The sequence below is a fragment of the Caballeronia sp. A2-2 genome (genome assembly GCF_057612605.2).
In genome coordinates this window covers 1,011,829-1,026,514 of record NZ_CM172587.1, presented here as the reverse complement: position 1 = coordinate 1,026,514, position 14,686 = coordinate 1,011,829, and the positions used below count along the sequence as shown (strand labels likewise).

12 protein-coding genes are annotated in these 14,686 nt (G+C 61.9%); 10 read left to right on the top strand and 2 right to left on the bottom strand.

Going from position 1 to position 14,686, the window contains the following annotated elements; genetic code table 11:
- The first annotated feature begins 64 nt into the window (after window positions 1-64).
- From ACZCWR_RS04880 to gloA, 9 genes are all read left to right on the top strand, one after another.
- Window positions 65-970 carry a CorC family transporter gene (locus ACZCWR_RS04880; protein WP_487302595.1) on the top strand — a complete coding sequence of 302 codons (906 nt, stop codon included), beginning with the start codon at window positions 65-67 and terminating at the stop codon, window positions 968-970.
- A 97-nt stretch (window positions 971-1,067) separates the two neighbouring features.
- Window positions 1,068-2,723, top strand: a complete 1,656-nt coding sequence (gene lnt, locus ACZCWR_RS04875; RefSeq protein WP_487302594.1) for an apolipoprotein N-acyltransferase — start codon at window positions 1,068-1,070, stop codon at window positions 2,721-2,723.
- A gap of 213 nt (window positions 2,724-2,936) precedes the next feature.
- Window positions 2,937-3,767: a CPBP family intramembrane glutamic endopeptidase gene (locus ACZCWR_RS04870; protein WP_487302593.1), complete on the top strand. Its 831-nt coding sequence runs from the start codon at window positions 2,937-2,939 to the stop codon at window positions 3,765-3,767.
- Between the two features lie 171 nt (window positions 3,768-3,938).
- A complete protein-coding gene (gene glyQ, locus ACZCWR_RS04865) occupies window positions 3,939-4,967 on the top strand; it encodes a glycine--tRNA ligase subunit alpha (protein WP_487302592.1) in 1,029 nt (342 codons plus the stop codon).
- A 17-nt stretch (window positions 4,968-4,984) separates the two neighbouring features.
- Window positions 4,985-7,084 (top strand): glycine--tRNA ligase subunit beta, encoded by a 2,100-nt coding sequence (gene glyS, locus ACZCWR_RS04860; protein WP_487302591.1) that lies wholly within the window; start codon window positions 4,985-4,987, stop codon window positions 7,082-7,084.
- Window positions 7,085-7,110: 26 nt separating this feature from the next.
- Window positions 7,111-7,668 (top strand): D-glycero-beta-D-manno-heptose 1,7-bisphosphate 7-phosphatase, encoded by a 558-nt coding sequence (gene gmhB, locus ACZCWR_RS04855; protein ID WP_487302590.1) that lies wholly within the window; start codon window positions 7,111-7,113, stop codon window positions 7,666-7,668.
- A 29-nt stretch (window positions 7,669-7,697) separates the two neighbouring features.
- Window positions 7,698-8,471, top strand: coding sequence for a lysophospholipid acyltransferase family protein (locus ACZCWR_RS04850; protein WP_487302589.1), 774 nt, complete (start codon window positions 7,698-7,700; stop codon window positions 8,469-8,471).
- Window positions 8,472-8,547: 76 nt separating this feature from the next.
- A complete protein-coding gene (locus ACZCWR_RS04845) occupies window positions 8,548-9,465 on the top strand; it encodes a M48 family metallopeptidase (protein ID WP_487303247.1) in 918 nt (305 codons plus the stop codon).
- 47 nt (window positions 9,466-9,512) lie between these two features.
- Window positions 9,513-9,899 (top strand): lactoylglutathione lyase, encoded by a 387-nt coding sequence (gene gloA / locus ACZCWR_RS04840; protein ID WP_487302588.1) that lies wholly within the window; start codon window positions 9,513-9,515, stop codon window positions 9,897-9,899.
- Window positions 9,900-9,908: 9 nt separating this feature from the next.
- Here the strand turns inward: gloA and ACZCWR_RS04835 are convergent, their stop codons facing one another.
- Complete coding sequence (locus tag ACZCWR_RS04835) at window positions 9,909-10,619, bottom strand: FadR/GntR family transcriptional regulator (protein WP_487302587.1); 711 nt, start codon at window positions 10,617-10,619, stop codon at window positions 9,909-9,911.
- A 102-nt stretch (window positions 10,620-10,721) separates the two neighbouring features.
- Between ACZCWR_RS04835 and dgoD the strand changes: the two genes are divergently transcribed.
- Window positions 10,722-11,870 carry a galactonate dehydratase gene (gene dgoD / locus ACZCWR_RS04830; RefSeq protein ID WP_487302586.1) on the top strand — a complete coding sequence of 383 codons (1,149 nt, stop codon included), beginning with the start codon at window positions 10,722-10,724 and terminating at the stop codon, window positions 11,868-11,870.
- 999 nt (window positions 11,871-12,869) lie between these two features.
- Here the strand turns inward: dgoD and pabB are convergent.
- Complete coding sequence (pabB, locus tag ACZCWR_RS04825) at window positions 12,870-14,654, bottom strand: aminodeoxychorismate synthase component I (RefSeq protein ID WP_487302585.1); 1,785 nt, start codon at window positions 14,652-14,654, stop codon at window positions 12,870-12,872.
- Window positions 14,655-14,686 lie beyond the last annotated feature (32 nt).

Sequence of the window (14,686 nt, the reverse complement as noted above, 5' to 3'; positions counted from 1 at the left end):
GTTTTCCCTTGGTGTATGCTTAACTTTCCATCCACACGCGCCCGGAAGTTCCGGGCGCAACGCTATGAACGAACCCTATCCCAGTCGACGCCCCGAGAAACCCCAGGAAAAACGTTCGCTTCTCGAACGCCTGACCGATTTCATCTCACACGAGCCGGAGTCGCGCGACGAACTGCTCGAAGTGCTTCAGGATGCGCACGGGCGCAACCTGCTCGACGCCGACTCGCTTTCGATGATCGAAGGCGTCTTTCAAGTGTCCGATCTCTGCGCACGCGACATCATGGTGCCGCGCGCGCAAATGGACGCGATCAGCATCTCCGACACGCCCGCCGAATTCATTCCTTTCGTGCTCGAAAAAGCGCACTCGCGCTATCCGGTGTGCGAGGGTAATCGCGACAACATCATCGGCGTGCTGCTTGCAAAAGACCTGCTGCGCTATTACGCCGAGGAAGAATTCGACGTGCGCGGCATGCTGCGCCCCGCCGTGTTCATTCCGGAGTCCAAGCGGCTGAACGTGTTGCTGCACGACTTCCGCGTGAACCGCAATCACATCGCCATCGTGGTCGACGAATACGGCGGCGTCGCGGGCCTCATCACCATCGAGGATGTGCTGGAGCAAATCGTCGGCGATATCGAGGACGAATACGACTTCGACGAGGAAGCCGGCAATATAATCGCGACGCCGGACGGGAAGCATCGCGTGCGCGCGCTGACGGGCATCGAACAGTTCAACGAAGAATTCGGCTCCGATTTCTCGGATGACGAAGTGGACACCATCGGCGGTCTTGTGACGCATCGCTTCGGGCGCGTGCCGCATCGGGGCGAGAAGGTGCGCATCGACGATTTCGTGTTCGAGATTTTGCGTGGCGATGCGCGGCAGATTCACGTGCTGCTCGTGCGGCGCGCGCCGAATCTCGCGCAGCAGCAACACCATCGCATGGACGACGATGAAGACGAACTGCGCGACTGACGCACGCTGACATTCTCCGAGCCGGTGGCGACGCCGGCTCCGGCGCTTGAGCGCCACACACACTCTCCCTTCCGCGCCCTCCGCCACCGCTCGATCAATGGCCGACTCATCGTTTCGCTCTCTTTCCCGTCAACGCGATGCCGGCGGCACGACCGCCCCGCGCGCCTTGCCGTTCTGGCATTACCTCGTCGCCGCCGTGCTCGGCGCGGCCAACACGCTTTCGTTCGCGCCGACGCCGCATGGCGGGTGGATCGAACTCGTCATCTTCACGCTGTTCTTCGCGTGGCTCTCGCGCACCGGCGGCTGGAAAAGCGCCGCCGCGACGGGCTGGGCATTCGGCTTCGGCAACTTCGTGACGGGCGTGTGGTGGCTTTATGTGAGCATGCACGTTTATGGCGGGATGGCCGCGCCGCTTGCGGCTGCGGCGGTCGCGTTGTTCTGTCTGTATCTCGCGGTTTATCCGGCGTTGTCGGGCGCGATGTGGTCGCTGGTCGCGGGCCGCGCGCGCTTCGGCGATGAAGACGCGAACACCGCGCGCGAGATCGATGCCGCCCCGCGTTTCGCGCCGACGTGGCACGGCGCGTTCGCCTTCGCAAGCGCCTGGGCATTGGGCGAATGGCTGCGTGGTCTCGTGTTCACCGGCTTTCCGTGGCTCGCGAGCGGTTATGCGCAAGTCGATGGCCCGCTCGCCGGTTTCGGCGCGGTGGCAGGCGTGTATGGCGTCGGCTGGGTGCTGGCGTTGGTGGCGGCGCTCGTCGTGCAGGCGGTCTATCACTTCAGGCTGAACCGGCGTCATGCGATCACGCCTGCCGTTATCGCGCTTGCGATGATCGTCGCGGGCATGTTGCTGTCGTTCGCGCACTGGACGACGCCCGCCAACGCGCCGCTCGATGTGCGGCTGCTGCAAGGCAACGTGAAGCAGGAGATGAAGTTCGAGCAGGCGGGCGTGGATGAATCCATCGCGCTGTATCGACGGCTCATCACGGAGAAACCGGCCGATCTGGTGGTGACGCCGGAAACCGCGTTGCCCGTGCTGTCCGTGCAGATTCCGCAGGACTTCGCGATCGCCATTCGCCGGTTCTCGGACAGCACGGGCACGTCGGTGCTGTTCGGTGCGATCGGCGTGACCATGCTGCCGGACGGCACCGCGACGGATTACACCAACAGCCTGTTCGGCGTCACGCCGCACGTGGATGGCGTGTATCGCTACGACAAGCATCATCTGGTGCCGTTCGGCGAATTCGTGCCGACGGGCTTTCACTGGTTCGTGCGGCTGATGGGCATTCCGCTCGGCGATCTCGCGCGCGGGCCGGTCGCGCAGAAGGCGTTCATCGTGAAGAACCAGCCGGTGGCCGTGGATATTTGCTACGAGGACATCTTCGGTGAGGAAATCGCGCGCACGTTGCGCGAGCAGGAAACGCCCGCAGGCATTCTGGTGAACTCGACAAATCTCGCCTGGTTCGGCGACACCATCGCGCTCGATCAGCATTTGCAGATTGCGCGCATGCGTTCGCTCGAAACCGGCCGGCCGATGCTGCGCGCCACGAATACCGGCATGACGGCGGTGATCGATGCGGATGGCAAGGTGGTGTCGAAGCTGCCGACGTTTACGACAGGCGTTCTCGAAGCGCGCGTGCAAGGGATGGCGGGGAACACGCCTTATGTGACGAGCGGGAATATGACGGTGATCGTGGTGTCGGTGTTGTTGCTGGCGTTTGGGCTTGCGTTCGCGCCATCGCGCAAGCGAACGTGACGGCCATTTCGAGATAGTGCGGCTCGGGCGGCGACGCCACCCGCTAACATGCTCCTTCGTCCATCGAAACGAGGCACGTGCGCGCAAAGCGCCCGTGCCTCGTTCGCTTGGCATGTCCCTTAATCCGTTTTGGTTTTCCCGGTCATGCGTGCGCTCGTCGGCCCGCGTTTGGCCGCTCCGCGCGGGTGCATTGCCGGGCCGGAGTTTCTTTAAATGTTGTCGCGTCACCGTCAGTATCAATTCCCTAATCTCCTCGAAGCCTTCTTTCTCGTCGTTCTGCTTTTCCTGATCGAGATGCTCACCAACGCGCTCGTGTCGGGTCCGTGCCGAAGTGCCGGATTGCAGGCATTTCACATTGCGAGTATTGCGCGCGTGCTGGCTTGCGGAGTTCTCTTCACCGTCTTGCTGCATCATTCCGGGCGCAGCTATGGCGCGTTGCTGCATGAAGGCCAAGCGTCGGTCGGTGCAACGCTTGGCCTTTTCGTGGTGCCGATCCTGCTTGCCGCGCCGGGACTGCTGCTCGCCGATACCGCGCTGATGTGGCTGGTCGGCCTCGTGTTTCCTTTTCCGCAAGCCGAATGGACCATGTACAACGCGCCGTTCGGCGGAAAGCTCGGCGCGATCGTGCTCGTTTGCGTCATCGCGCCCTGCGTCGAGGAGATGCTGTTTCGCGGCGTCATGTTGCGCAGTTTCCTGCAGCAGTATCCACGCGGTATCGCCATCGTCCATTCGGCGGGCGTGTTCGGAATGGCGCACATGAACGTGCATCAATTCATGCTGGCGTTTCTGCTCGGACTGCTGCTGGGGAAGTTGTACGAACGCACGCGCTCGCTGTTGCCGTCCATTCTCGTTCATTGCTGCGTGAACACCGGCGTGACGATCATGGGCTTCGTTCACGCGGACGACCCCGGCACCTCGACGGATATGTTTCGCTACTGGTCGATGGAAGGCATCGCGCTGTCGATCGCAAGCGGCGCCGTGGGAGGCTGGATGCTTTATCGTCTGTTGAGGACCACGCCCGCCAGATCCGCGCCTGCTGCGTGACACAAAGCCGTGACCGCGAACCAGAACGCGCGCCGCGCGCTTTCCCAAAAAGCCGCGAGTATCGCCCGATACGCTAAAATTCAACGTTTCCGCACCTCAAGCCGAGCCCCGACGCCGCGCCATCGCAAGCTATAACGTGCGCGCCGCCTCCGGTCCGCATTCAAGGCAATCATGCTCACTTTCCAGCAAATCATTCTGACGCTGCAGTCCTACTGGAACGACAAGGGCTGCGCGCTGCTTCAGCCGATCGACATGGAAGTCGGCGCGGGCACCTCGCACGTCCACACGTTCCTGCGCGCCATCGGCCCGGAGCCGTGGCGCGCGGCTTATGTCCAGCCGTCGCGCCGCCCGAAAGACGGCCGCTACGGCGAGAACCCGAATCGCCTCCAGCACTACTATCAATATCAGGTGGTGCTCAAGCCCGCGCCGGACAATATCCTCGATCTGTACCTCGGCTCGCTCGAAGCGCTCGGCTTCGACCTGAAGCAGAACGACGTGCGCTTCGTGGAAGACGACTGGGAAAACCCGACGCTCGGTGCGTGGGGTCTGGGCTGGGAAGTGTGGCTGAACGGCATGGAAGTGACGCAGTTCACGTACTTCCAGCAAGCGGGCGGTCTGGACTGCAAGCCGGTGCTCGGCGAGATCACCTACGGTCTCGAACGGCTCGCCATGTATCTGCAAAAGGTCGAGAACGTCTATGACCTCGTGTGGACGGAATGGGAAGAAGACGGCCCGAACGGGCGCGTGCTGCGTCGCCTGACTTATGGCGACGTGTATCACCAGAACGAAGTCGAGCAATCGACCTACAACTTCGAACACGCCAACGTCGATCTGCTGTTCACCTTCTTCAAGAGCTACGAGGAAGAAGCGAAGAAGATGATCGATGCGAGGCTCGCCCTGCCCGCCTACGAACTCGTGCTGAAGGCCGGCCACACGTTCAATCTGCTCGATGCGCGCGGCGCCATTTCCGTGACGGAGCGCGCGGCGTATATCGGCCGCATTCGCGCGCTGTCGCGTCTGGTCGCGCAGGCCTACTACGATTCGCGCGAGGCGCTCGGCTTCCCGATGCTCGGCAACCCCGTGAAGGGCGACCGCGATCTCGTGACCGCCAGCGAAGAAGCCGCGCGTCCCGCGTGGGCGCCGGCGATGCGCGTGGAAAGCACGCCGCCGGGCGAAAGCCGCAACAACGAACAGGTTTGACGAGGCTCGACAGAACAATGACGCAATCCAATCAAGCGACGCTCCTCGTCGAACTGCTTACCGAAGAATTGCCGCCCAAGGCGCTCGCGCGTCTGGGCACTGCGTTTGCCGATGGCATCGTCGAGCGTCTGGTCGCGCGCGATTTGATCGAAGGCACGCCGGAATTCGAGAAGTACGCCACGCCGCGCCGCCTCGCGGTGCTCATCAAGAACGTGCGCGATGTCGCGCCGGAAAAGCAGGTGCGCGAGAAGGTGCTGCCGGTGTCGGTGGCGCTGGACAAAGAGGGCAATCCCACGCCGCCGCTCGCCAAGAAGCTCGCCGCGCTCGGCTTCCCCGACTTTCCGCTCGCCGAACTCGAACGCGCGCAGGACGGCAAGGCCGAAGCGTTCTTCCTGCGCTATGCCGCGCCGGGCGCGACGCTCGCCGCCGGCCTGCAATCCGCGCTCGATGAAACGCTCGCCAAGCTGCCGATTCCGAAGGTCATGACGTATCAGCGCCCGGACGGCACCAGCGTGCAGTTCGTGCGTCCGGTGCAACGGCTCGTCGCGCTGCATGGCCGCGACGTGGTGCCCGTCAGCGCGCTCGGCATCGATGCGGGCGATACCACCATCGGCCATCGCTTCATGTCGGAAGGCTTCGTCGCGATTGCGCATGCGGATGACTACGCCGCGACGTTGCGCGACAAGGGCCGCGTCGTCGCGAACTTCGAGGATCGCCGCGAATCGATCCGCGTGCAGTTGCAGGCGCTGGCAGGCGGCGACCGCGTGGTGATGCCGGAGTCGCTGCTCGACGAAGTGAACGCGCTGGTCGAATGGCCGGTCGTCTACGAATGCCGCTTCGACGAGGAATTCCTGCAAGTGCCGCAGGAATGCCTGATCCTCACGATGCAGACCAACCAGAAGTATTTCGCCCTCACGGACCAGAACGGCAAGCTGCGCTCGCGCTTCCTGATCGTGTCGAACATCGATACGAAGACGCCCGGCGAGATCGTGGAAGGCAACGAGCGCGTGGTGCGCCCGCGCCTGGCCGATGCCAAGTTCTTCTTCACGCAAGACAAGAAGAAGCGGCTCGAAGACCTCGTGCCGCGTCTGGCGAATGTGGTCTATCACAACAAGCTCGGTTCGGCGTTGCAACGCGTCGAGCGTCTCGAAGCGCTGGCCGGTGAGATCGCGCCGATGATCGGCGTCGATGTCGCGTTGACGCGTCGCGCCGCACGTCTGGCGAAAGCGGATTTGCTCACCGAGATGGTCGGCGAATTCCCCGAACTGCAAGGCACGATGGGCACGTACTACGCGCGTCACGACGGCGAGCCCGAAGATGTCGCCATCGCGTGTTCGGAGCATTATCAGCCGCGTTTCTCGGGCGACGACACGCCGTCCACCGGCGTGGGCGCGGCGGTCGCGCTCGCGGACAAGCTGGAAACCATCGTCGGAATCTGGGGCATCGGGCTTGCGCCGACGGGCGAGAAAGATCCGTTCGCGCTGCGCCGTCATGCGCTCGGCGTGCTGCGTATCCTGCTCGAAAAGAAACTGGCGATCGATCTTCGCGCGCTCGTCGCGGCGGCGCAGCGGCAGTTCGCGAACGTGCCGCAAGTCGCTGATTCGCAGGAAGCGGTGTATGCGTTCTTCATGGACCGTTTGCGCGGTTTGCTGCGCGAGCGCGGTTTCGAGGCGAACGATATCGAAGCCGTGCTGAGCCTGAACCCCACGCGTCTGGATGACATCGTCGCGCGTCTGGATGCGGTGCGCGAGTTTGCGGCGCTCCCGGAAGCGGCATCGCTCGCGGCGGCCAACAAGCGTATCTCGAACATCCTCAAGAAGTCGGAACAAGGCGCGCCGGCATCGGTGAAGAGCGAATTGCTCGTCGAACCGGCGGAGAAGAATCTTCACGCGCAGATCGAAGCCGTGACGCCGCGCGTGCAAAGCCAGCTCGCCGCGCGCAACTACACGGAAGCGCTCACCGCGCTCGCGGCGTTGCGCGAAAGCGTGGACACCTTCTTCAACGATGTCATGGTGAACGCCGAAGACCCCGCGTTGCGCAACAACCGTCTCGCGCTGCTCCATGCCTTGCATCAGCAGATGAACTGCGTCGCGGATATTTCGAAGCTCGCTGCCTAAAAACGCTGCCTGAGAGCGCTGCCCACATGGTCACGAACAGAAAGCTGGTCATCCTCGATCGCGACGGCGTGATCAACGTCGATTCGGACGCGTTCATCAAGTCGCCGGACGAATGGGTCGCCATTCCCGGCAGTCTCGAAGCCATCGCGCGGCTGAATCAGGCGGGTTATCGCGTGGCGATTGCATCGAATCAGTCGGGCATCGGACGCGGGCTGTTCGACATGGCCGCGCTCAACGCAATGCATCAGAAGATGAATCGCGCGGTGGCGGCGGTCGGCGGGCGTATCGATGCCGTGTTCTTCTGTCCGCATACCGCCGAGGATCAATGCGAGTGCCGCAAGCCGCGGCCCGGCATGTTGCAGCAGATCATCGACCGCTTCGAGATCGATCCCGAAGACACGCCGGTCGTCGGCGATTCGCTGCGCGATCTGGAAGCGGGCGCGTTGCTTGGGCATCCTGTGCATCTCGTGCTGACGGGCAAGGGCGAGAAGACGCTCGCCGAAGGCAATCTGCCGGAAGGCACTCTCGTCCACAAAGACTTGCGCGCGTTCGCGCTTGCGTTCCTCGCCAAACATCACGACTGATCCGATTGCGGGCATCACACAAAAACTCAATGCGCTTCATCCGTTCTCTGTTGTTGCTGCTCTACTTCGTCGTGTACACGGTGCCGTATGCGACTGCCTGCTTCATCGCGTTTCCGTTCATGCGCGCGCACAAGCGCTATTGGATGGCGGCGGGCTGGTGCAAATCGACCATCGTCGTGATGCGGCATCTGATCGGCATTCGCTACACGATCACCGGCATGGAGAATCTGCCCGATGGTCCGGCGGTGCTCTTGTCGAAGCATCAGTCGGCGTGGGAGACCATCGCGTTTCCCGCGCTCATGCCGCGACCGCTCTGCTATGTCTTCAAGCGCGAGTTGCTGTTCGTGCCGTTCTTCGGCTGGGCGCTCGGATTGCTGCACATGGTTCACATCGACCGCAAGCAAGGGCGCGATGCGTTCACGTCCGTCACGCGTCAAGGCCGTACACGCATGGACGATGGCGCGTGGGTCATCATGTTCCCCGAAGGCACGCGCACGCGCACCGGCACGCAGGGCAAGTACAAGACGGGCGGTGCGCGTTTCGCGGTGGCGACCGGTGCGCCGGTCGTGCCGATCGCGCACAACGCGGGACGCGTCTGGCCGCGCCATTCGTTCACCAAATATCCGGGTATAGTCACAGTGTCGGTCGGCAAGCCGATCGATACGGCCGGACTCACGCCCGAGGAAGTGAACACGCGTGTCGAAAGCTGGATCGAAACGGAGATGCGCCGCATCGATCCCGCCGCTTATGCTGCAACGCCTGCGCAACCGGCCGATGCCGGTCGAGCAGGCGCGAGCCGCTGACACACGAGCGCAGTTCGACGGCGTGCCTTACTCGTTCTTCTCGTCATTCTTGCGCCGCGAGCGCAAAGCCGAACCGATGCAGAAGCCTCCTTCGCGGCAGCGTCCCGCCGTCGCGCTCGATAACCGGCAACTCGATCTCCCGTTCGAGCACGCGCCGGTGTTGTCCGCGCCGGGTTCGTCGCTGCGCGGTGAAGTCCCGCCCGCGCAAAGTCCTTCGTCGTCCACATCGCCTGACATCACGCTCGCGCCGCCTGTGGCGAAGTTGCCGGATGGCGCGCGGCTGCGGCGCATCATGCTGGGTGCGCGCACGCTGGAGTATCGGCTCAAGCGTTCGTCGCGGCGGACCATCGGCTTTTGCATCGATGGAACCGGGTTGTCGATTACCGCGCCGCGTTGGGTGACGATCGCGGATATCGAAAGCGCGATCGGTGACAAGCAGAACTGGATTTTTCGGAAGCTGACCGAATGGCAGACGCGTGTGGAGCAGCGCGCGCTGCCGCGCATCGAGTGGAAAGATGGCGCGCAGGTGCCGTATCTCGGGCGAACGGTGCGCGTGTCGATTTCAGGCGGCAGCACGCTTTCGTTCGATGGCGACACCAACGTGCTCTCCCTCGCCCTGCCCGCCCTCGCGGATGCGCAGCAGATCAAGGACCGCGTGCAAGGCTGGCTGCAATCGGAAGCGCGGCGCATTTTCGGCGAGCAACTCGATGTCTACGCGGCCAAGCTCGGCGTGAAGTTTCACACGTACGCGCTGTCGTCGGCGGCCACGCGCTGGGGCAGTTGTTCGAGCGACGGCAAGATTCGCCTGAACTGGCGGCTCATTCATTTTCCGCTGTCAATCATCGATTACGTGGTCGCGCATGAGTTGGCGCACTTGCGCGAGATGAACCATAGCCCGCGTTTCTGGCAGACGGTCGAATCCATCTTTCCCGAGTTCCGCGAGGCGCGGCATACGCTCAAGCATCATCCGCCGGATTTGTTGCCGGCGCTCTGATGAACGAAGTCACCCACAACACGACACTACAGAACAGGAACCCCATCATGCGACTCCTCCACACGATGCTGCGCGTCGGCGACCTGCAACGGTCCATCGATTTCTACACGCGCATTCTCGGCATGAAAGTGCTGCGTCAAAGCGAGAACACCGAGTACAAGTACACGCTCGCGTTCGTCGGCTACGGGCCGGAAAGCGAACATAGCGTGCTCGAACTGACCTACAACTGGGGCGTCGAGAAGTACGATCTGGGAACGGCGTATGGTCATATCGCGCTGGAAGTGGACAGCGCCGCCGATGCGTGCGAGCGCATTCGTCAGGCGGGCGGCAAGGTCACGCGCGATGCCGGTCCGGTGAAAGGCGGCACGACGGTGATTGCTTTCGTGGAAGATCCGGACGGCTACAAGGTCGAACTGATCGAAAAGCATTCCTGATCGGTTTATTTAACCTTCGATCCTTCCGCGCGTCACGCCTAAAAGACCCGCCATCGCGCGACGCGCGGCATCCGCGTCGCGCGCGACGATGGCATCGAACACCGCCGTGTGTTCCGCAAGCGATGCGTTGAACACCTCCGCGCGTTTCGCATTCAATCGCAACTGCGCTTCCAGCGTGCGCTCGATCAGCGTGCCGAGCGGAATCAGCAATTCGTTGCTGCATGCCGCCAGCACGCTCAGATGAAAGTCGAGATCGGCGCGCACCCATTCATCCACGTTTTGCGCGGCGACCATCGCCGTGTGAGCCTTCGCCAGACGCTCGCCCGTATGCGGTTCGTGATTGCCCGCGGCGAGCGCGGCCGCGTAAGGCTCGATCATCTCGCGCATTTCCTGCAACTTGAGCGCGAACAACATGGGCGGCGCGACGCGCGAATACCATTCGAGCACGTCCGCATCGAGCAGATTCCACGAATCTTTTGCGCGCACGCGCGTGCCTACCTTGGGCCGCGATTCGATCAGCCCTTTCGATGTCAACGTGCGCAACGCCTCGCGCAAAACCGTGCGGCTCACGCCGAAGCGTTCCATGAGTTCGGCCTCGCGCGGCAACGACATTTGCGGCAGATAATCGCCGCGCAGAATGGCGGTGCCGAGTTCGAAGGCCACGCGGCCATGCAGATCACGAAGAATGTCGGTCTCCCTTTTGGGCTTTTGATTCGGCACGATTATGGGGCATTCGATACCGAACCGTAAGCCTAATAATACTATTAATAGCACTACATCACCGACTTTTGCTAACATGGCGATTCCCAACGGAGACGCCTCATGAAAATCACCAAACTCGAAACCTTCATCGTTCCACCGCGCTGGTGCTTCCTCAAGATCGAAACCGACGAGGGCATCACGGGCTGGGGCGAACCGGTCGTCGAAGGCCGCGCGCACACGGTCGCCGCCGCCGTCGATGAACTCGCGGACTATCTCGTCGGCAAGGATCCGCGCCATATCGAAGACTTGTGGCAGGTCATGTACCGCTCCGGTTTCTATCGCGGCGGACCGATCGGCATGAGCGCCATTGCGGGCGTCGATCAGGCCTTGTGGGACATTCTCGGCAAGCATCACGGCGTGCCGGTTCACGCGCTGCTGGGCGGCCAGGTGCGCGACAAGATCAAGGTGTATTCGTGGATCGGCGGCGATCGTCCGAGCGACGTCGCGAACAACGCGCGCGCCGTGGTCGAACGCGGCTTCAAGGCCGTGAAGATGAACGGCTCGGAAGAGTTGCAGATCATCGATACGTTCGACAAGGTGCAGGGCGTGATCGACAACGTGCGCGCGGTGCGCGAGGCGGTCGGGCCGAACGTGGGCATCGGCGTGGATTTTCATGGACGCGTGCACAAGCCGATGGCGAAGGTGCTCGCGAAAGAACTCGATCCGTTCAAGCTCATGTTCATCGAGGAGCCGGTGCTGTCGGAGAACGTCGAGGCGCTGCGCGATATCGTCAATCAGACGAGCACGCCGATTGCGCTCGGCGAGCGGCTGTATTCACGCTGGGACTTCAAGCACATTCTGGCGGGCGGCTATGTGGACATCATTCAGCCGGACGCATCGCACGCGGGCGGGCTGACGGAATGCCGCAAGATCGCGACGATGGCCGAAGCCTACGATGTCGCGCTCGCGCTGCATTGCCCGCTCGGACCGATTGCGCTCGCTACGTGCCTGCAAATCGATGCCGTGAGCTACAACGCGTTCATTCAGGAGCAGAGCCTGGGCATTCACTACAACAAGGGCAATGACTTGCTGGACTACATCAAGAATCCGGAAGTCTTCAAGTACGACGACGGGATGGTGTCGATTCCGCAAGGGCCGGGTCTTGGGATCGAGGTGAATGAGGAGAAGGTGCGCGAGATGGCGAAGGTCGGGCATCGCTGGCGCAATCCGGTGTGGCGTCACGCGGATGGCAGCGTCGCCGAATGGTGATTTATATGTAGACAGGAGCGCTTGATCTGACAGACGGTGTTTGTTTTTGCTGTAGTTGGTCTTGGGTTTGATTTTTTTGTTCTGTCTTGCAAAGGGCTGCTCTTGTTTGTTTTGTTTATGCAGTAGCCGCCTCCCCGGCGGGGGGGTAACTTTCTTTGCTGCTGCAAAGAAAGTCACCAAAGAAAGCAGCTTTTACCCCTCCGCACGCTGGCTGGAGAGTGTGGTCTGAATTAACGATACAGTGGCCGCGTTAGGATGTCCCACGTTCGATTAAGCGCGTGGGCAACCTCGCGATTTCGCGCTCGAATCCTTTGGTCTTAGTGGACCGCATTCATTCTTTCGGCCATGCGCTTCGCGCGCCGAGAACTCTAGAACGGAATCCCGCAGCGTATAAGTGCCCAGCCTCATCAAACCACATCGCACCTGCCCCATTGGGCCCTACGTTGGTAAGCGCTTCTGGGCAAAGCGCGCACACCAACGCAAGTCACCTTTAGTCGAAGCACTGACCAAGGTTGGGCCGAATAGCAATCTTGCGGAGACGCATGATGTGGCTGGGCGCTGATAGGCTGCGGGATTCCGTTCTTACGTTCTCGGCGCGCGCAGCGCATGGCCGAAAGAATGAATGCGGTCCACTAAGACTTGAATAATCGAGCGCGTAATCGCTAGGTTGCCTAAGCGGCAAGTTATGCGTGGCAAGTCCTAATGCGGCCACTGCATCGGTTAATCCAGACCAACCCTCTCCAGCCATCGTGCATGGGGTAAAAAGCTGCTTTCTTTGGTGACTTTCTTTGCAGCAGCAAAGAAAGTCACCCCCCCCGCCGGGGAGGCGGCTACTGCAATAAAAGCACAGACAAAAGAAGCCCATTGCACGACAAAAAGACACCAACACCCACAAGCCAAAATTCCAACAGCCCAAACCTAAACTTTGAATCGTTCCGTAAAACGATAACTCATGCGAAAAAAGCAACACGTCACCTGCCGCTGTCTGACAGGTACAGTTCATATGCGCCGAAGCCTTGCCATCACGCCGCCGCGTAAAGCGTTGCTGATGAGCATGGATTCGGCGCGGTTCAGATCATCGAGAGTAAGCGTCTGCTCGGAAGCACCGAGTTCTTCGATCAACACCGCGCGCATCACGCCCGGCAGCACGCCTGCTTCGACCGGCGGCGTGCGCCACTGACCGTCGAGTTTGAGGAAGACGCTCGAACGGCCGCCTTCGGTCAACACGCCGCGTTCGTTGGTGAAGATCATGTCGAATGCGCCTTGCGCTTCGGCTGTCTTCCATGCGCGGTCGTATTCGGTGCGGCGCGTGGTCTTGTGGCGCAGCAAAGGATCGCGCGACGATTGCGCCGCGAAACCATGCTCGGATGCGAGCAGCACGTCGACTGTGTTCGCCTTCAACGGCACAAGCGGCGCGCTCGTGATCGCGATGCGTCCGCTCTTGTCCAGCGCGATTCTTAGCCTGTACGGCTGTTCCGCTTCGAAGCCTGCGCACGCTTGCGCGATTGCTTCGTCGAGCTTGCTTTCATCGAACGCGAAGTTGAGATATGCGGCGCTTTTTTTCAAACGCATGACGTGACGCGCGTGATGGCGAACGCCGGTCTCGCGCGTCGCAAAAGCCGTTTCGAATAGCTCGATGCCCGGTTCCGCGCCCGTCAGAAAGCGCGCCTTCAGCAAGCACTCGTCGTACTCATCCGCCGCGACGCTATCGAGCACGATGCCCGCGCCGATGCCCAACTCCCCACGCGTGCCGGATGCCTCGATCATCAACGTGCGGATCGCGACCGAGAGGCAAAAGTCGCCACTCGCGTCGAGCCAGCCGATTGCGCCGGTGTAAAGCCCGCGCGGCGTAGTCTCGATCTCGTCGATGAGTTGCATCGTGCGATATTTGGGCGCGCCGGTGATCGACCCGCACGGAAACAACGCGCGCACGATATCGGCGAACGACGTTCCCGGCTTCACGCGCGCCTCAATGGTGGACGTCATCTGCCAAACGGACGCGTAAGGCTCGACGGAAAACAGCGCAGGCACATTCACCGATCCCGTAACCGCGACGCGCGACATATCGTTGCGCAGCAGGTCCACGATCATCACGTTCTCGGCGCGATTCTTCGGATCGTCGCGCAGCAGTTGCGGCGCGGACTCGCGCGGCGCAGTGCCCTTCATGGGCCGCGCGCGCAGCCTGTCGCCCTCTTTCTCGACGAACAATTCCGGCGAACACGACACCACGCTGCGCCCATCCGGCAACGCGATCAGCGCGCCATAACGCACCGCTTGCCGCTCACGCAACCGCCGATACAGCGCGACCGGCGTGCCGAATACATCGAAATCGAGCCGATACGTGTAGTTGATCTGATAGGACTCGCCTTCGCGCAAGGCATCCTGAATGGTGGCGATGGCGGCATCGAACTCATCGCGCGTCACGCTCGGCTTGATTCCGCCGATGCCCGCCGCTTCGTTGTCTTTGTCCTTCGAGGCGAGCCACGTGCTGGCTTCGTCACGCGAAAGCATCGCGCAGTGACGAAACATAAGCATACGCAGAGCGTGGTCGCCGCCACGTCCAAATTGCAAGTTACGTCCGAACTCGTAATCCGCGACGACGACCGCGTGCAGGCCATCGTTCAAGTCACGTTCGACGTCCGCGCAAACCGCATCGAGCGCAAGCGCATCCGCGCACACGCGTTCGTGCGCGAAGCCGGTGTACAAACGACTCGACCGCCTTTCGGCGGTCGCATCGCAATCGTCGAGCAGCGCGAAAACCGCGCCGCGCTCATCAGATTTCATCGTCGTGCCCGCACGGGGTGCGGCTCAACTAA